General features: G+C 64.6%; 15 protein-coding genes. 8 read left to right on the top strand and 7 right to left on the bottom strand.

The window, feature by feature from the left end:
* Nucleotides 1-106: 106 nt before the first annotated feature.
* The 6 genes from HNP02_RS18230 (at nt 107) to HNP02_RS18205 (ending at nt 8125) form a co-directional block, all read left to right on the top strand.
* Nucleotides 107-1642 carry an ABC transporter substrate-binding protein gene (locus tag HNP02_RS18230; protein ID WP_184441003.1) on the top strand — a complete coding sequence of 512 codons (1536 nt, stop codon included), beginning with the start codon at nt 107-109 and terminating at the stop codon, nt 1640-1642.
* The gene (locus HNP02_RS18225; protein WP_184441001.1) at nt 1639-2595 is read left to right on the top strand and encodes an ABC transporter permease; all 957 of its coding nucleotides are present in this window, start codon (nt 1639-1641) and stop codon (nt 2593-2595) included. Before HNP02_RS18230 ends, HNP02_RS18225 begins: the two co-directional genes overlap by 4 nt.
* Complete coding sequence (locus HNP02_RS18220; protein ID WP_309241606.1) at nt 2592-3479, top strand: ABC transporter permease; 888 nt, start codon at nt 2592-2594, stop codon at nt 3477-3479. Before HNP02_RS18225 ends, HNP02_RS18220 begins: the two co-directional genes overlap by 4 nt.
* Nucleotides 3476-5107, top strand: a complete 1632-nt coding sequence (locus HNP02_RS18215) for an ABC transporter ATP-binding protein (RefSeq protein ID WP_184440999.1) — start codon at nt 3476-3478, stop codon at nt 5105-5107. Before HNP02_RS18220 ends, HNP02_RS18215 begins: the two co-directional genes overlap by 4 nt.
* 159 nt (nt 5108-5266) lie before the next feature.
* Nucleotides 5267-7039, top strand: a complete 1773-nt coding sequence (locus HNP02_RS18210; protein ID WP_184440997.1) for a hypothetical protein — start codon at nt 5267-5269, stop codon at nt 7037-7039.
* 192 nt (nt 7040-7231) lie between these two features.
* Nucleotides 7232-8125, top strand: a complete 894-nt coding sequence (locus tag HNP02_RS18205) for a mycobacterial-type methylenetetrahydrofolate reductase (RefSeq protein ID WP_184440996.1) — start codon at nt 7232-7234, stop codon at nt 8123-8125.
* 127 nt (nt 8126-8252) lie between these two features.
* Here HNP02_RS18205 and HNP02_RS18200 read toward each other — a convergent pair whose 3' ends face one another.
* The 4 genes from HNP02_RS18200 to HNP02_RS18185 all read right to left on the bottom strand — a co-directional run bounded on the left by HNP02_RS18200 (nt 8253) and on the right by HNP02_RS18185 (nt 12379).
* Nucleotides 8253-8456: a cold-shock protein gene (locus tag HNP02_RS18200; RefSeq protein WP_184441671.1), complete on the bottom strand. Its 204-nt coding sequence runs from the start codon at nt 8454-8456 to the stop codon at nt 8253-8255.
* A gap of 124 nt (nt 8457-8580) precedes the next feature.
* Nucleotides 8581-9015 (bottom strand): DUF5078 domain-containing protein, encoded by a 435-nt coding sequence (locus tag HNP02_RS18195; RefSeq protein ID WP_255506691.1) that lies wholly within the window; start codon nt 9013-9015, stop codon nt 8581-8583.
* Between the two features lie 35 nt (nt 9016-9050).
* The gene (locus HNP02_RS18190) at nt 9051-11954 is read right to left on the bottom strand and encodes an RND family transporter (protein ID WP_184440992.1); all 2904 of its coding nucleotides are present in this window, start codon (nt 11952-11954) and stop codon (nt 9051-9053) included.
* On the bottom strand, nt 11951-12379 hold the full coding sequence (locus HNP02_RS18185; RefSeq protein ID WP_184440990.1) for an MmpS family protein: 429 nt from the start codon (nt 12377-12379) through the stop codon (nt 11951-11953). The genes HNP02_RS18190 and HNP02_RS18185 overlap by 4 nt, the downstream gene beginning before the upstream one ends.
* 317 nt (nt 12380-12696) lie before the next feature.
* Between HNP02_RS18185 and HNP02_RS18180 the strand changes: the two genes are divergently transcribed.
* Entirely contained in the window at nt 12697-13068 is a 372-nt protein-coding gene (locus tag HNP02_RS18180; protein WP_309241605.1) for a DUF732 domain-containing protein, read from the top strand.
* A 20-nt stretch (nt 13069-13088) separates the two neighbouring features.
* Here HNP02_RS18180 and HNP02_RS18175 read toward each other — a convergent pair whose 3' ends face one another.
* Complete coding sequence (locus tag HNP02_RS18175) at nt 13089-15590, bottom strand: glycogen/starch/alpha-glucan phosphorylase (RefSeq protein ID WP_184440986.1); 2502 nt, start codon at nt 15588-15590, stop codon at nt 13089-13091.
* A gap of 99 nt (nt 15591-15689) precedes the next feature.
* Nucleotides 15690-16430: an SDR family NAD(P)-dependent oxidoreductase gene (locus HNP02_RS18170; RefSeq protein WP_184440984.1), complete on the bottom strand. Its 741-nt coding sequence runs from the start codon at nt 16428-16430 to the stop codon at nt 15690-15692.
* A 91-nt stretch (nt 16431-16521) separates the two neighbouring features.
* Between HNP02_RS18170 and HNP02_RS18165 the strand changes: the two genes are divergently transcribed.
* Nucleotides 16522-17043 carry a hypothetical protein gene (locus HNP02_RS18165; RefSeq protein ID WP_184440982.1) on the top strand — a complete coding sequence of 174 codons (522 nt, stop codon included), beginning with the start codon at nt 16522-16524 and terminating at the stop codon, nt 17041-17043.
* A gap of 4 nt (nt 17044-17047) precedes the next feature.
* On the opposite strand, the gene HNP02_RS18160 is transcribed toward HNP02_RS18165, so the two are convergent.
* On the bottom strand, nt 17048-17818 hold the full coding sequence (locus HNP02_RS18160; RefSeq protein ID WP_184440980.1) for a 3-oxoacyl-ACP reductase family protein: 771 nt from the start codon (nt 17816-17818) through the stop codon (nt 17048-17050).
* Between the last annotated feature and the right edge of the window lie 126 nt (nt 17819-17944).

Below are 17944 nucleotides of genomic sequence, written 5' to 3'. Positions count from 1 at the left end.
GCCGCTCAGTGGGTAAAGACGGCGCTCAGTGGGTAAAGACGGGTAGCGCAGCATCGGCGCCACACATGGCGCTGCCCACCTCGGAGTCCGCACGGAAGAGATGAGAATGCGACAACCAGCGGCCGTCATCGCCGCGATGGTCGCGCTGTTCGTCGCGGTCTCCTGCTCGCATGCGCAGCGGGTCGACCTCGGACAGGGCTCGGGCAACTTGATCGCCGCCATCGCGGGCGAGCCCGACCAACTCGACCCGCAGAAGACGAGCGCCTACTTCTCGTTCGAGGTGCTCGAGAACGTGTTCGACACGTTGGTCGAACCGGATGCGAATCTCGAGATGCGGCCCGCACTCGCTCAATCGTGGAGCGTCTCACCCGATCAACTGACCTGGAGTTTCCAGCTTCGCAAGGGTGTGACGTTCCAGGACGGCAGCCCGTTCACCGCCGATGACGTCGTGTACTCCTACCGGCGCATCATCGACGAGAAGCTCTCCAACGTCGACAAGTTCAGCGCCGTGACCGACGTCAGTGCGCCCGACCCGGACACCGTCCTCATTCGGGTCAAGCAGCCCACCCCGAACCTGCTGACCAACCTCGGCGGATTCAAGGGCATGGCGATCGTGCAGCGCAAGAACGTCGAAAGTGGCCAGATCGCCACCCATCCGGTCGGGACGGGGCCGTTCGCCTTCGCATCCCAGAAGAGCGGGGACTCGATAACGCTGACGGCCAACCCGAACTACTGGGGTGGTCGCCCGAAGGTGCCTGGCGTGACGTTCCGGTTCATCTCCGAACCGTCAACGGCGCTGTCGGCCCTGCAGGCGGGCGAGATCGACTGGACCGACTCGATACCCACTCAACGCGTCGCACAACTCAAGAACGATGACTCGATCAAGCTCGCCGTGACGCCGAGCAACGACTACTGGTACCTCGCGCTGAACGAAGCCCGCGAACCGTGGAAGGACCCGCGGGTACGTCAGGCGATCGCGTACGCGATCGATCGCAAGGCCATCGTGCAGGCAACCAGCTACGGCACGGCTGCGGCGAATCAGCTCGCGATCCCCGAGGGCAACCCCTGGTACACGTCCTACGACAAGTACGCGGACGCCGTAGATCAAGGCCAGGCTGAGGCCAAGCGCCTGCTCGCCGAGGCCGGAGCATCGCCGAAGAACATGGACATGCTGGTCACCTCCGAGTACCCGGAGACGGTCACCGCGGCGCAGGTAATCGCCGACAACCTCAAACCCCTTGGCATCACGGTCAACATCCGCACCGTCGACTTCGCCACCTGGCTCGACGAGCAGAACACCGGCAACTTCGACATGTTGATGATGGGCTGGCTCGGCAACATCGACCCCGACGACTTCTACTACGCACAGCACCACACCGACGGGTCGAGCAACGCCCAGAAGTTCTCAAATCCGGACGTGGACCGGCTGCTGGACGCGGGGCGAGTGGAGGTCAATCGGCAAGCGCGCCAACAGGACTACGCCAAGGCCGCCACCATCATCGCCGACCAGGTCAGCTACATCTACCTCTACAACCCATCCGTGATCCAGGCCTGGGCCACCAATCTGTCGGGCTACGAGGCACGTCGCGACGGCGCGATCAGATTCCGGACCGCCAGCCTGACGGGGGATGGCGCCCAATGACTCACCCGATCGTGCGGTTTCTTGCCCGCCGGCTGGCGTACTCGCTGATCGTCCTGCTCGGTGTGCTCGTTGTGGTGTTCGCGCTGGTGCACCTGGTGCCAGGTGATCCGGTTCGCATTGCGCTCGGCACCCGCTACACACCCGAGGCGTACGACGCCCTGCGTTCGGCCAGCGGCCTCGATCGCCCGATCATCGGTCAGTTCTTCGGCTACGTCGGCTCGGCGCTGACCGGAGACCTTGGAGTCAGCTTCCGCAACGGTGATCCGGTGGCGACGATTCTCGTCGACCGCCTTCCTGCCACCGCCTCGCTGGCGGTTGCGGGCATCGTCGTCGCCCTGCTGATCGCGCTGCCGGCCGGCATCTGGTCGGCGCTGCACGAAGGCAGGATCAGCGACGGGATCGTGCGGGTGACAAGCCAGTTCGGCGTCTCGGTACCCGACTTCTGGATGGGCATCCTGCTCATCGCGCTGTTCTCGACGACCCTCGGCTGGCTGCCGACGTCGGGATACCGGCCGTTGCTCGGCGATCCAGGCGGCTGGTTGCAGCACCTCGTCCTTCCCGGCCTCACCGTCGGCCTGGTGGCCGCCGCGATCCTGACGCGCTACATCCGGTCCGCAGTACTCGAAGTCGCGGCAATGGGTTACGTGCGCACCGCGCGCTCCAAGGGGCTGTCGCCGCGGGTGGTGACGTTCCGGCACACCGTCCGCAATGCGCTGGTACCCATCCTCACCATCACCGGGATCCAGCTCGCCACGATTCTCGGCGGCGTGATCGTCGTCGAAGTGGTGTTCGCCTGGCCGGGGTTGGGCCGCCTGGTCTACAACGCCGTCGCCGCCCGCGACTACCCGGTGATCCAGGGGGCAGTCCTGCTGATCGCCGTCCTGTTCCTGCTCATAAACCTGATCGTGGATCTGCTCTACGCAGTGGTCGACCCGAGGATCAGGCTGTCGTGACCGACCAGGCGATCGAGGACACCCAGGGCAGAGTCGCCTCCTGGCGGCTCCTGGTGGGCAATCCCGTCACCGTGGTCAGCGCGGTGGTGCTGGCCGTGGTGCTCGTCATCGCGGTCACGGCACAGTGGCTCGCGCCGTACGGCATCAACGACGTCGACGTGCCGAACGCCCTTCAAAGTCCCAGTGGCGCACACTGGTTCGGCACCGACGAGCTTGGTCGCGACGTCCTGTCCCGCGTGCTCGTCGCCATCCAGGCGTCGATGCGCGTTGCCGTCGTCAGCGTGGCCTTCGCCGTCGTGGTCGGTGTCACCGTCGGGGTCGTCGCCGGCTATCGCGGCGGGTGGGTCGACACGGTGTTCATGCGCGTCGTCGACGTGATGTTCGCGTTTCCAGTGCTGTTGCTGGCGTTGGCGATCGTCGCGATTCTCGGTCCAGGCGTCACCACGACGATGCTGGCGATCGGCGTGGTCTACACGCCGATCTTCGCGCGGGTGGCAAGGGCCAGCACGCTCAGCGTGCGGACCGAGCCCTACGTCGCGGTGTCCCGCACCATGGGCACCGGGCACGTGTACGTCCTCGTCCGCCACGTCCTGCCGAACATCGCAGCGCCGCTGATCGTGCAAACGTCGCTGTCGTTGGCCTTCGCCATCCTGTCCGAGGCGGCGTTGTCGTTCCTCGGATTGGGCATTCAGCCGCCCCAACCGTCGTTGGGCCGCATGATCTTCGATTCGCAGGGCTTCGTCACCCTCGCGTGGTGGATGGCCGTGTTCCCCGGCGCGGCCATCTTCGTGATCGTGCTCGCGTTCAACCTGTTCGGAGACGGTCTGCGCGACGTGCTCGACCCCAAGCAGCGCACGATGCTGGAAGCGCGGAGGCAGCGATGAGTGGGCCCGTACTCGACGTCGCCGACCTCCACGTGCGAATCGGCAAGCGCCAGATCGTGCGCGGTATCTCGTTGCAGGTGCAGCCCGAGCAGACGTTGGGAATCGTCGGCGAGTCCGGGTCGGGAAAATCCGTGACGGTGCTCGCGGCAACCGGACTGCTCGACGCACCGGGTGCCATCGTCACCGGCTCGAGCACCCTTGCCGGCGAGGGAGATTCACTCGAGCTCATCGGAGCCTCACCACGCACGCTGCGCAGTGTGCACGGCGGCCGGATCGGCTTCGTGTTCCAGGACCCAGGAACGTCGTTGAACCCGCTGTTGACCCTCGAGCGCCAGATCACCGAATCCCTCGAGACGCATCGCCGTCAAACTCCAAGGGAGGCGAAGGCACGCGCGCTCGAGCTGCTGGAGGCGGTCGGGCTGCCCGACCCCGAGACCCGGTTGCACTCATATCCGCACCAGCTGTCGGGCGGGCAGCGTCAGCGCGTGATGGTGGCGATCGCGCTGGCCTGCGACCCCGAACTGCTCATCGCAGACGAGCCGACCACGTCACTCGACGTCACGACGCAAGCACAGATCATCGAGCTGGTGCGCGATCTGCAACGCGACTTCGGCACCGCGGTGGTGTGGATCAGCCACGACCTTGGCGTCATCGGACAGGTCGCCGACGACGTGACCGTGCTGCACGACGGCCAAGCGATGGAGCAAGCACCAGTCCTTGATGTGTTCGACCGTCCACAACAGCCCTACACCCGCGAGCTGCTCGACGCCCGCCCACTCATGGGAGGAAGCGGTCCTCCGCCTGCGGCGGGGGACAGCGCGGTCCTTCTCGACGTCGACGGCCTCGACGTCCGGTTCCCGGTCACCACACCGGTCGGCCGGACGACGATCCACGCGGTGAAGGAGTTGTCGTTCCAGATCCGGCGTGGCACCACGCTGGGGCTCGTCGGCGAGTCGGGGTCGGGCAAGTCGACCGTGGCGGCCGCGCTCACCGGCCAGGTGAAACCGGACGCCGGCCGCGCGGTGTTGCACGGCCCTTTGGATGTCACCGACGTCCTCACCGTGCGCCGCGCCGCCGAGAAGGCACTCCGTCGGCGGATCAGCCTGGTCTTCCAGGACCCGTTCTCGTCGCTGGATCCCCGCAGACCCGTGGAGGAGGCGGTAGCCGAACCGCTGACCGTTCACCGCCTGGTCGATGGCAAGGCCTCGCGCCGGTCGCGCATCGCCGAACTGTTCGAACTGGTCGGGCTGCCCGCCTCCTTCTCATCGCGCTATCCGCACGAACTCTCTGGCGGCCAACGGCAACGGGTGAGCATCGCGCGGGCTCTTGCCGTCGAGCCCGAGTTGATGATCCTTGACGAGTCCACGGCGTCACTCGACGTGTCGGTGCAAGCACGGGTACTCACGCTACTTGCCGACCTTCAGCAACGGCTTGGCCTGACATTCCTGCTCATCGGTCATGACCTGGCGGTGATCCAGCGAATGAGTCATGACGTCCTGGTCATGAAGACCGGCGAGCGCGTCGAATACCGACCCGCCGCAGAACTCTTCGAGTCGCCGGAGCAGGAGTACACCCGCTCGCTGTTGGCGGCGGTGCCGCCTGCGCAGCCACGTCGTGCGCTGTCCTGATCGTCATGACTTAGTCCTGATAACGATCACTTAGTCGCTGTAACGAATCCGCCGAACCACCGATTGATGTGTAGAGCGGAAGAAGCGCCGCGGCAGCTGCTGGTCCCGGACCAGCCTCGGGGGAGATGGCTGCGCATGGCACAGAGGAGTAGTTGCAGGATGGACGCACCGTTGAAGATTCGTGGTCGGCGAAACGTCGTCGCCGCCCTGGCGTCGGGAGTGGTGATCTCCCTCACGGCGATGACGACAGGCATTGCGCCGGCATTCGCCGATCCGAAGCCCGATCCGGTCTCGCCGACGACCATCGTCGCCGTGCCAGAGCCGGCCCCGGTCCAACAGGCCCCGCAGGAGGCGCCGGCACCGAAGCCCCAGCAGCAGGCACCGGTGATCGCCGAACCGCCCGCGGCGCCACCGGTCGCGCCGGTCATACCGCAGGCGCCCGTGAGCGTCGAGGCACCGCCCCCGCCCAAGGTGCCAGAGGCACCGGTGGTCACGCAGGCACCGGTGACCCAGACGCAGGCACCACAAACACAGGCACCGGCGATCGTGCAGGCTCCGCCGCAGACCAAGGCGCCGGTGACCCAGGACCCACCGGTCACCCAATCGGCGCCGGCCAAGCCACCGACGGTCGCGCCGACCACGGCAGCGAGTGCGCCCGCGACCAGTGCTGACCCGCCCGCGCCTCCCACCACCCGCCGGTCCGTCGCTCCATCGGCGGCGCCAACGCCTGCCGAGCCCGAACCGAAGAAGCCGGACACGCCTGCCACGTCAGCTGCGCCGGCGACCACCAGCGCCTCCGCGCCGCCGTCGGAAGGCTCGACGCCTCCCTCGCCGGCGCTCGTCGGCCCGCCCTCGGCAGAGGTCGGCGCAACGGCAACGGCAACCGCAGAGGCTGGCGCGACGCCGACCTCCCCAGCCGAGTCGAGTAGCACCGAGCGACCGTCGGGCGTCGAAAAGACGGCGTCGTCGAGCGTCTCGCAGGCCGCGAAGGTAATCGAGACTCTCGCACCCGAGAGGCTGAAGGCGCCCGAGCAGGACGTGGTGTTGGCCAAGAGTGCAAAACCCGTCGAGCAGCTCGACCCCGTCGTGGCCCCGAAGCAGGACGTCGACGCCATCGCGAAGGCGATCGACGTGCCGAACTTCGACCGCAATATTCGCGACGATCGGAACGACAACAATTCCCGAAGGGATAACGAATTCTTCCCCGGCGGCGACCGCAAATGGGATCGCAACGTGCGGCAGTGGGACCCGAACTGGGTGGAGTACGACGACTACTACCGGCCGGTGCTCTCCAATCCGTACCGGAACCCGGTGAAGATCATCTACATCTATCAAAACGCTCCACGGATCGTGTACATCCCGCCGCTGGCAAGGATCATTCTGGAGGTAGCGCAGTTTGCCGCCTACAGCTTCACGGCCATCGTCACCAACACGATCAACCAGGCCGTCAACGTGGCCGTTGGCAGTTTCTTCGGCGGTGGCTACTACCCGGGCATCGGGTTGCCGTTGCCTCCGCCTCCGCCACCACTGTTCCGATACGACAACGTTCCCGTTCAGGTGCGCTACTCCGACAACCGGGTCTACGAGCCCTTCCGGGTGCAGCGCATCGTCGACGTCGGTGACGACAGGCAGTACGGCGAGCGCAAGGTTCTGCTCGACGGCGTGACCCCGGCATGGGGGGAGTGGAACCAAACCCCAACTGGCGAACGGCAATTCGAGGTGCACCGGACTCAGCAGTTCCCGGGTCTTGACGAGCCGCGGGAAGGGCCGCTGCCAGGCGACTACCAATTGAGACTGGCCTCGGACGAATCGCCTGCCGGTTTCAAGGGCAGGGACGCCTTCCTCCTGACGACGGCGGTCTTGCTCGGTGCGCTGAGCCTCGCCGCGGTCGGGTGGGCGGTCCTGCTCGGTCGCCGCCGTACCCAGCACTGAGTACGCGGGTTCGCCTCGTCTCGGGTCACGTGGTTAGCTGAACGGTAATTCGCGGGCAGAACCCCGCGCCCGGCTCACCCGCCGGAGCTACTCGTTAGCTAAACTAGTCAATGGTCGTATCTCACAGCGCGGTGAGGCGTCGCCACGGTCTACGCGCCGCGGCGATGAGTACCCCCGATGAGGAGCAGTCACGTGACCCTTAGCACCATCGCGCTCGAACTCGTAGCGCCCAATGTCGAACATGGCCGCGAGCAGGCATTGGAAGAGGCGCACAAGGTGCTGCGGAGCTCCGCGGAGTCAGGCCTCGATGGAGTGATCCGGCACGTCATGATGCCCGGAATGATCGAGGAGGACGACGGCAGGCCCATCGAGATGAAGCCGAAGTTGGACGTGCTCGACTTCTGGTCGATCATCAAGCCGGAGCTGCCAGGGGTGAAGGGTCTGTGCACCCAGGTCACCGCCTTCATGGACGAGCCGACCCTGCGAGAGCGGCTGACCGCTCTCGGCGACAGCGGAATCGAGGGCATCGCCTTCGTCGGCGTGCCACGCACCATGAACGACGGCGAGGGTTCCGGTGTCGCACCCACCGACGCCCTTTCGATCTTCGACGAGCTGGTGGACAACCGCGGCGTCATCCTGATCCCGACCCGCGACGGTGAGCGGGGGCGATTCGAATTCAAGTGCAAGCAGGGTGCGAACTACGGCATGACCCAGCTGCTGTACTCCGACTCGATCGTCGGCTTCCTGAAGGATTTCGCCAAGACGACGGACTACAGACCGGAGATCCTGCTGTCATTCGGCTTCGTGCCGAAGGTCGAGGGTCGCGTCGGCCTGATCAACTGGCTCATCCAGGATCCCGGCAACGCCGCGGTCGCCGCCGAGCAGGAGTTCGTCAAGTCGCTCGCAGGCACCGAACCGGCACGACGGCGTCAGCTTCTCGTCGACTTGTACAAGCGGGTCATCGACGGTGTCGGGGACCTCGGGTTCCCGCTGAGCGTTCACTTCGAGGCGACCTACGGCGTCAACAAGGCAGCCTTCGACACCTTCGGTGAAATGCTTGCCCACTGGTCGCCGACGCCAGCATGAACTGACCCAACCGCTTGAAGAATTCTTCGAGGATTGGCGAATTCATTCGGTCCCGAGATACAAAAAACCCTGCGCTGGAATCGGATTGGATCCGATCGTTCAGCGCAGGGAATTTCGTAAGCGTGTCTTAGACGGCGGTGACGCCGACTGCCTGAGGACCCTTGGCACCCTGGGCGATCTCGAACTCGACGCGCTGGTTCTCGTCGAGCGACCGGTAGCCTTCGCTTTGGATCTCCGAGTGATGAACGAACACGTCCTGCGCGCCGCCATCAGGAGAGATGAAGCCGAAGCCCTTTTCGGCGTTGAACCATTTCACAGTTCCCTGTGTCATACTGTTTACTTCTTTCTTCATTCTGAATGAGCGTAATTCGATACACCCATGCGGGGAGCCTACCACCCATGGCTAGTCCGTCGGGACAATCTTTTACGCCGGATTCGGCCGTACGTCGCTGGTGTCAGCGTTGGACCGGCCAGTCCCAAACGGACATGTCGCCGGGCGGGTAGCTGTTGCAGACCTCGGTGGCGTGGGCGACGACGCCCTTGTTGTTGAAGAAGACCTTCGCCCAGTTGCCCCAGTGGGTCGCCACCTGCTCGTAGTAAGGATTGGTCGCGGTGTCCTCGGAGTACTGGCGACGGCCTGCGTAGTCCAGCGAGAAGAACCAGTGGATGCGGTCTTCGGCCATCTGCTGGATGTCGGCGGGCCGGTTGCTCTTGTCCAGCATGTATCGCTCGAAGTACACCGGGCTGGTGTCGCGCGCGGCTTGCAGGTACTGCTCGGTGTCGCACGTGGTCTTCAGCATCTTGTTCGGGATCGGATAGTCCTCGGTCGAATCGGCCGCGGCCGGTCCGGCGAGTGCTGTTGCCAGCACGCCACACGCGGCGGCCACCATGCCGCTGCGGAGCGCGAGACTGCGAATGTTCTTGATCATGCTGATCCTCCTGGAGCCGATGGGACGGGTTCGGGGTCCTTTGGTGGCGATGGCCATGGCGCGGGCACCGGCCGCGCTCGCACGGCTTGTGGCCACCAGAACCACTTGCCGAGAAGGGCGGCGATCGACGGCGTCATGAGTGACCTGACGACCAGGGTGTCGAACAGCAGACCGAGGCCAATTGTAGTACCCACCTGCCCAATCACGGTCAGTTCACTGACCGCCATGGACATCATCGTGAAGGCGAATACCAACCCGGCCGAGGTCACCACCGACCCGGTGCCGCCCATCGCGCGGATGATGCCGGTGTTCAGCCCAGCGTGGATTTCCTCTTTGAACCGGGCTACCAGCAGCAGGTTGTAGTCGGCACCGACGGCCAACAGGATGATGACGGACATCGCGAGCACCATCCAGTGCAGCTCGGTCCCGAGGATGTGCTGCCAGATGAGCACCGAGAGGCCGAACGACGCGCCAAGCGACACCAGCACCGTGCCGACGATGACGGCGGATGCCACCACGCTTCTGGTGATGATCAACATGATGATGAAGATCAGGCCCAGTGCGGCGATCGCGGCGATCATGAGGTCGTACATCGAGCCGTCGGCCATGTCCTTGAACGTTGCCGCCGTGCCGGCGAGGTAGACCTTCGACCCCTCAAGCGGCGTGCCCTTGACGGCTTCCTTCGCGGCCTGCTTGATGGCATCGATGTGGTCGATGCCCTCCTGGCTCATCGGGTCGCCCTCGTGGCTGATGATGAACCGCACCGACTTGCCGTCCGGCGAGATGAAGTTCTTCATGCCGCGTTTGAACTCGGCGTTGTTGAACGCCTCCGGCGGCAGATAGAAGGAGTCGTCGTTCTTCGATGCGTCGAACGCCTCGCCCATGGCGGACTGGTTCTCTTGCATCGCGGTCGTCTGGTCCTGCATGCCCTTCTGGGTGGCATACATCGTCAGCATGATCCGCTTCATGTTCTTCATCGTCTCGATCATGGGCGGCATCAGGGCGACCATCTGCGGCATGAGAACGTCAAGGCGTTCCATGACGGGCAGTAGTTCCTGGATGTCGGTGGTCATCGTGTCGACGCCGTCGAGGGTGTCGAAGATGGACCGGATCGAGAAGCAGACCGGAATGTTGTAGCAGTGCGGTTCCCAGTAGAAGTAGTTCCGCAGTGGGCGGAAGAAGTCGTCGAAGTTGGAGATGTAGTCCCGCAACTGAGCGACGTCGACCGTCATGTTCTTCATCTTGGCGACCATGTCGTGCATGAGATCGGCCATCTGCTTGGTGATGTTCGACATCTTCGTCATCGAGTCGATGGTCGATTGCATGTCGTCGGCCTGTTTGAGCATGTTGGCCGTGACGTCCTGGTTGTACTTCTCGTTCATCTGCTGCGTCGTGCCGTTCATGCTGATCTGGAACGGAATCGACGTGTGCTCGATGGGAGTGCCCAGCGGCCGGGTGATCGCCTGCACGCGCGCGATGCCTGGCACTCGGAAGACGGCCTTGGCGATCTTGTCGATCACCAGGAAGTCGGCCGAGTTGCGCAGGTCGTGGTCGCTCTCGATCATCAGCAGTTCGGGGTTCATCCGGGCCTGCGAGAAGTGCCGGTCGGCGGCCGCGTAACCCTCGTTGGACGGTAGGTCCTGGGGCAGATAGTTGCGGTCGTTGTAGTTGGTGCGGTAGCCGGGCAGCGTGAGCAGACCGACGAGCGCCAGCGCGATCGTCCCGACCAGGATGGGGCCGGGCCACCGTACGACGGCGGCGCCGATCTTGCGCCAGCCGCGGACGCGCATCGCCCGCTTGGGTTCCAGGAAGCGGCCCGCCACGGTGATCACCGCTGGGCCAAGGGTGAGTGCGGCGCTGACGCAGATCACCATGCCGATGGCGAGCGGGATGCCGAGCGTTTGGAAGTACGGAAGCCTGGTGAAGTGCAGGCAGAAGGTTGCACCGGCGATGGTCATGCCCGAGCCGAGGATGACATGGGCCGTGCCGGCAAACATGATGTAGTAGGCCGACTCTCGGTCCTCGCCTGCCCCTCGCGCTTCCTGATATCGGCCTATCAGGAAGATGGCGTAGTCGGTGGCCGCGGCGATCGCCAGCGTGACGAGCAGGTTGGTGGCGAAGGTCGAGAGCCCAATGATGTTGTGGAAGCCGAGAAACGCGACGACGCCGCGAGCGGCCGCCAACTGGAGCACGACCATCACCAGCACGATGCCCACGGCGGCGATCGACCGGTAGACGAGCAGCAGCAGAATGATGATGACCGAGAACGTGACCATCTCGATGAGCTGCATGCTGCGGTCACCGGCGACTTGCTGGTCGGCCTGGAGCGCGCTAGGACCAGTCACATAGGCCTTCACCCCGTTGGGCGCCTGGACGCTATCGACGATCTTCTGGACCGTCTCGACCGATTCGTTGGCCAGGGACTCGCCCATGTTGCCTGCGAGGTACACCTGGACGTAGGCGGCCTTGCCGTCGTTGCTCTGGGAACCGGCGCCGGTGAGCGGGTCGCTCCAGAAGTCCTGCACGTGCTCGACGTGCTTCGGGTCGGCCTCGAGCTTGTCGACGATCTGGTCGTAATACTTGTGGGCGTCGGCGCCGAGTTGCTCCTGGCCCTCCAGCACGACCATGACCGAGCTGTTCGACTTGAACTCCTGGAACTGCTGACCGACCTCCTTCATCGAGATCACCGACGGCGCGTCATTCGGGCTCATCGAGACCGAGCGCAGCTGCCCGACTTCCTCCAGCTGCGGGACGATGACGTTGAGCAGGGCGATGATGGCGACCCAGGCCACGATGACCACGACCGCAAACTTGCGGATGTTCCCGGGCAGGAAGGGATGAGCCTGCTGCTGGGCGACCGGAATCTCTTCGGTGGTTGGCTCGTTGATGGGTCCACTCATGCGGATTTCACCAGGCAGAAGGTCTGGGCGGTCACGCCGGTAGAGGTCCTTTCGTCCTTGACTTCGTCATCGACGGTGATGCGGCAGGAAATGGTGTTGCCGTCGCCCTGCGCCACGATGTTCGGGAGAACCGACGGTGCCGTGGTGCTCAGGGTCAGACTCCACGGCAGCGGGGCGCCATCGAGCCGCTGCGGCTTCGAATCCAGGTCGAGGTAATTGATGTCTGCGTAAGTGCCAGAACCGAATATCTCGTATTTCACGACTTTCGGATTGAACGGCTCGGCGTCGTCGGCGAAGTTCTTCGGCGTGACGATGATGCCCTCGGAGCCGAAGAAGCCCCGGATCCGCTGAACTGAGAAACCCGCGATGACCACTACCAGCACGATCACGAGTGGAATCCAGACCCGCTTGAGAACGCCGATCATGACTGCGGGGACATCGTGTGTGAAGCAGGCGCTGCGGCCGTGTTCGTCGAATCGGCCGCGGTCGTCGGTTTCATCCCCACCTCGATCTTCTCGATCACGGACGGCTCTCGTTCGCGTGACAGATTAGCTAATATAACTGATAGATTAGCTGGGTTAAGTTAATCACGGCGACCCTACCTCGTGGCCGCAGCGTGCCGGGTACCTCGGACCACGTGGCGGGGCGAGTCAAAGGGGTTGCGAGGCAAGTGAATCACGTGGCCAGGCGATTGGGGTAAGTGAAGAAAATGAATGGGCATACAATTCGCAATGTGAAGTCAGTGATCTTGACAACAATCGCGGTGGCCGCAGGCATCGTCCTTGCTGCACCGGCGAATGCCGATCCCGATACCGATTTCAGCAATGAGCTGCACGTTTACGGTATCTACGGTCCGAAGGACTACAACGCGTGGATCGGCAAGATCACCTGTAAGCGGCTGCGCACGGGGCTCGACGCCAACGCGTCCGAGGCGGCGGTGTTCCTGCACAAGAACTTGGACAAGGACACCACCGAGCAGCAGACCTACCAGTTCCTCAACGCTTCCATCAACTATTACTGCGACGATCAGCGCGGCGTCATGACGAGCATCGCGGGGATCCCGGCGCCGGCACCCGTGCCGGCAGGCAATCCGTTGCCTGCCGAGCAGGGCTGACCGCGCGGAGCTTGAATCCGTCAGACCCGCACGGTCACCGGCGACACATTCCAGATGTCGTCGCAGTACTCGGTGATCGCGCGGTCTGACGAGAACTTTCCGCTGCGTGCGGCGTTCAAGATGGACATCCGCGACCACGCGTCCCTGTCCTGCCACGCTGCGGCGACCCGATCCTGGCACTCCACGTAGGCGGCGTAATCGGCTATCACGAGGAACGGATCGTCGTGGCGGAGGTTGTCCACCAGCGGTTTGAAGACCTCGGTGTCGCCGTGGGAGAACTGCCCGTTGGCGATCAGGCCGAGCACCGCTTGCAGTTCTTCGTTGCCGTCGATGTAGTCCGACGGGCGGTAGCCGTCGCGCTTGACCTGCTCGACTTCGGCCTCGGTCAACCCGAACAGGAAGAAGTTCTCCGGTCCGGCCTCCTCGCGGATCTCCACGTTGGCGCCGTCCAACGTGCCAATGGTCAGCGCTCCGTTGAGCATGAACTTCATGTTGCCGGTACCGGAGGCTTCCTTGCCGGCGGTGGAGATCTGCTCGGACAGATTCGCGGCCGGGTAGATCAGGTGCGCGTTCTGGACGTTGAAGTTCGGCACGAACACGACCTTCATGAACCGATTGACGTCGGGATCGTGGTTGATCGTCTCACCCACCGCGTTGATGAGCTTGATGATGCGCTTGGCCATGAAGTACCCGGGAGCGGCCTTCCCGCCGAAGACGTAGGCGCGCGGGGCGATCTCGAGTCCAGGGTTCGTCTTCAACCGGTAGTACTGCCGGATGATGTGCAGCACGGACAGGTGCTGACGCTTGTACTCGTGGATGCGCTTGACCTGAATGTCGAACATCCAGATGGGGTCCAAGTCCACGCCCGTCACCGAATGTAGGTACTCCGAGAGTCGAGATTTGTTGGCCCGCTTCACGTTCCGCCACTGTTGCCGGAACTCGTCGTCATCGATGAACGCTTCAAGCCCACGAAGCCGGTCCAGGTCGGTCAGCCAGCCGTCACCGATCGTGCTGTCGAGCAGCGTGCGTAGGCCCGGGTTGGACAACGCCAGGAAGCGGCGCGGTGTCACGCCATTTGTCTTGTTGGAGAAGCGCTCTGGCCACAGCTCGTAGAAGTCCTTGAGCGTGCTGGCCTTCAACAGGTCGGAGTGCAAGGCTGCGACACCGTTGATCGCGTGGCTGCCGACCGTGGCGAGGTACGCCATGCGCACGGTCTGGCCGCCCTCCTCGCCGATGATCGACATGCGCCGCACGCGGTCGACGTCACCGGGGAAGTGCGCCCGCACCTCGTCAAGGAAGCGGCTGTTGATCTCGTAGATGATCTCCAGGTGCCGAGGCAGCGAGTCGCGGAACAGGCCGAGCGGCCACTTCTCAAGGGCCTCGGGCAGTAGCGTGTGGTTGGTGTAGCCGAACGTCGCGACGGTGATCGCCCACGCGTCGTCCCAGTCGAGTCTGCGCTCGTCGACGAGAATTCGCATGAGCTCCGCGACGCCGATGGAGGGGTGGGTGTCGTTGAGCTGCAACGCAAACCGCTGCGGGAGGTCGTGCAACGACGCGTCGGCAAGGTCGTCCATGATGTGCACGACGTGCTGCAGCGAGCACGACACGAAGAAGTACTGCTGAAGCAGGCGAAGCCGCTTACCCGCCTCGGGTTCGTCGTTGGGGTAGAGCACCTTGGTGACGGTCTCGGAGGTGACTTCCTCCTCGACGGCCTTGTAGTAGTCGCCGGTGTTGAAGGCGTCCAACGCAAACGACTCGACGGCGCGTGCGCTCCACAGGGTCAGCACGTTGCACGTGTGCACGCCGTACCCCTGAATGGGCGTGTCGTACGGGACGCCCTTGATGACCTGCTTGGGTACCCAGCGGATGCGGTCGGCACCGGCGTCGTCGATGTAGTGCTCGGTGTGGCCACCCCAGTTGACGAGGTAGGAGACGTCGGGTTTGGCGATCTCCCAAGGGTTTCCGTTCGCCAGCCAGTTGTCGGTGAGTTCGACCTGCCAGCCGTCGCGGAATTCCTGCTTGAAGATACCGAATTCGTAGCGGATGCCGTACCCGATCGCTGGCCGCTCGAGGGTGGCCAGCGAGTCGAGATAGCAGGCGGCGAGCCGGCCGAGGCCGCCGTTGCCCAATCCCGGCTCCGGTTCGCACGCGACTACTTCGTCGAAGTCTTGACCCAGCTCGGCCAGCGCGGCGCGTGCGGCCGCCTCGATCTGGAGGTTGAGCAGGTTGTTGCCCAGTTGCGGCCCCATCAGGAACTCAGCCGACAGGTAGCAGGTGACCTTCTTGCCGAGGTCGAGCGAGGTCTGCGTCGATGCCACCCGGTTGTCCTGCATGCGGTCACGCACGGACAGGGCGAGTGCCCGGTAGTAGTGCTCGGGTTTCAGCGCGGCCGCAGGCCGGCCAATCGAGTAACGCAAGTGGTCGAGGATGTCCCTGCGCAGGGCATCGGCTGACAGGCCGGTGCGGCTGGGCTCGGGTGCGGCGGCCTCGGAGGAGTTCTGGGTCGGGATGACGTCGGTCACTGCGCGATTGTCGCAGCGGCGCGTGCACGCCGCACTCGCAACGGACGTCGCAGAGGTGAACGCGGGCCCACGCGGATGTGACGTCGGAACGAGACTGGGTTAGCCAGCACCCTTACCGTTGTCCACCCGGTACACCGCACCGTGGATGGCGGCGGCATCGTCGCTGGCCAGGAACGCGATCACCTTGGCAACGTCGGCGGTCTCCATGAAGCCGCGAGGTGAGGCGATCCGCATGATCAGGTCCCAGTCGGCGTTCTCCGGTGCCTCGAACTCGGTGGCTTGCGCCGTCGGCATGCCGCCGGGGCACACCACGTTCACCCGCAACTTGTCCTTGGTGAACTCGATCGCGAGCGCCTTGGTGAGACCGACGAGGCCGTGCTTGGCCGCGCAGTACCCGGCCGAGTACACCTCGCCCTCGACTCCTGCGATCGAGGCCACGTTGACGATGTTGCCGCCGACCTCGAGCAGGTGCGGAAGGGCGGCGCGGGACAGGTAGAACGGGCCGTTCAGGTTGACCGCGAGGTCGCGTTCCCAGTCCTCGTCGGACGTGGTCTGCGTGTGGCGCATCTTGTGAAAACCAGCGACGTTGACCAGCACGTCGAGCCTGCCGAACGCGGCAACGCACTCGGCCACCGCTTCCCGGCACGCGGCAGGACTGGTGATGTCCGCCGACGAGAACCTGCCGCCGGGCACGTCGGCGAAAACCGTCGCCATCCGCTCCGCATCGCGCGCGATCCCGAACACCGAAGCACCCCGCTCGGCAAACACCTTCGCCGCCGCGGCGCCGAGCCCCGCCGACGTTCCGGTGATCAAGGCGACCTTGCCTTCGAGTGACGTCATGGCTGCACCTTCTCACGCTGCCTCGCACACACTGCCGCCACGTCGAACAAAGCCGTGACTTTGCAACGATGGCACTGCGATACTCGTCGGCATGACGATCGCCCGTGTCCTCGCAGTCGCCGCCACCTTCGCGAGCCTGGTGCTGGGATTCGCGAGTCCCGCCCGCGCGGACCAGGTGATGCAGGGCATCTACACCTACACCCAGGGCGACCTCGTCGTGCAATGGACCATCTACCCGATCTGCGTGCCAACGGTCGGCGACCTACGAGACAACCTCGAACTTCCCGTCGCGTGCACGCTGCACGTGGCGCCGTCGTCGACCGCGGTACTGGGCGGCGACGCCCGCCTTGCCGGCGGGCAGTGGATGTTCACCAAGAACATGCTTGACGGCCTGAAGTGCGATGACGGCAGCACGGCGCCGCAGCAGGAAACCTACAAGTTCGACGATGCCACCATGAGTGGCACGCGCTCGGTGATCCACAACGACGTGTGCGGTCTGCCCGCCTCGATCGCCAACTACCCGTTCACGCTGGCCTACAAGGAGCCGCTGCCGATCCCGGTGGACCGCTACCCGCTGTACTGCGAGCCCGGTGGCCTGAAGCGGTGCTTCTGAGCCGCTAGACCGTGAACCCGCCGTCGACGTTCCAGTTCGCACCGGTGATGTACGCAGCATCAGGTCCAGCCAGATAGGCGACCACACCGGCGACGTCGCGAGGGTGACCGTAGCGACCAAGCGCCATCACCTGCTTTGCGGCGTCGGCGAATTCGCCCTCCGCCGGGTTCATGTCGGTCGCGATGGGTCCCGGTTGGACGTTGTTGACGGTGATGCCGCGCGGTCCGAGTTCACGCGCCAGGCCACGGGTCAATCCGGCGACTGCTCCCTTGGTCATGGCGTAGACCGAAAGGCCGGGGCCGGGCACGCGGTCGGCGTTGATGCTGCCGATGTTGATGATCCGGCCCGTGTCGCCGAGGTGCGGGACGGCCCGCTTAATGGCGGCGAACACTCCGCGGACGTTGATCGCTACGAGTCGGTCGAACTGCTCCATCGGAAACGACTCGACGTCGCCGAGATAGGCCACGCCTGCGTTGTTGACCAGCACGTTCAACCCGCCGAGCTTCGCAACGGCTTCGTCGATCGACCGGACGACCTGCTCGGGGTCCGCGCTGTCGGCCTGAATCGCGACGACGGTACCGCCGCCGGATTCGACGTCGGTGGCCAGCCTCTCGGCCTCGGCAGCCGACGCGCCATAGGTGAATGCGACCGCGGCGCCGTCGGCGGCAAGTCGTCGCACGATCTCGGCCCCGATTCCGCGCGACGCGCCGGTGACCAGCGCTCGCCGCCCAGTCAGAGGCCGGGCATTCGTTGCGCCCTCGGTCGTCACGGTCATGTCGTCCTTCCCTTCCGGTTCGATCGAACCGGAACATCCCCAAATCCTGCCCCCTTATGGTGAAGTCCGAGCGGGGGCCTAGTGAGAGGCATCAAGTGAGCAAACGAGTTGTGGTCTGGGGTACCG

This window comes from Mycobacterium sp. AZCC_0083 (genome assembly GCF_014202335.1).
Taxonomy (GTDB): Bacteria; Actinomycetota; Actinomycetes; order Mycobacteriales; family Mycobacteriaceae; genus Mycobacterium.
This window is presented reverse-complemented; position numbering and strand designations above follow the sequence as displayed.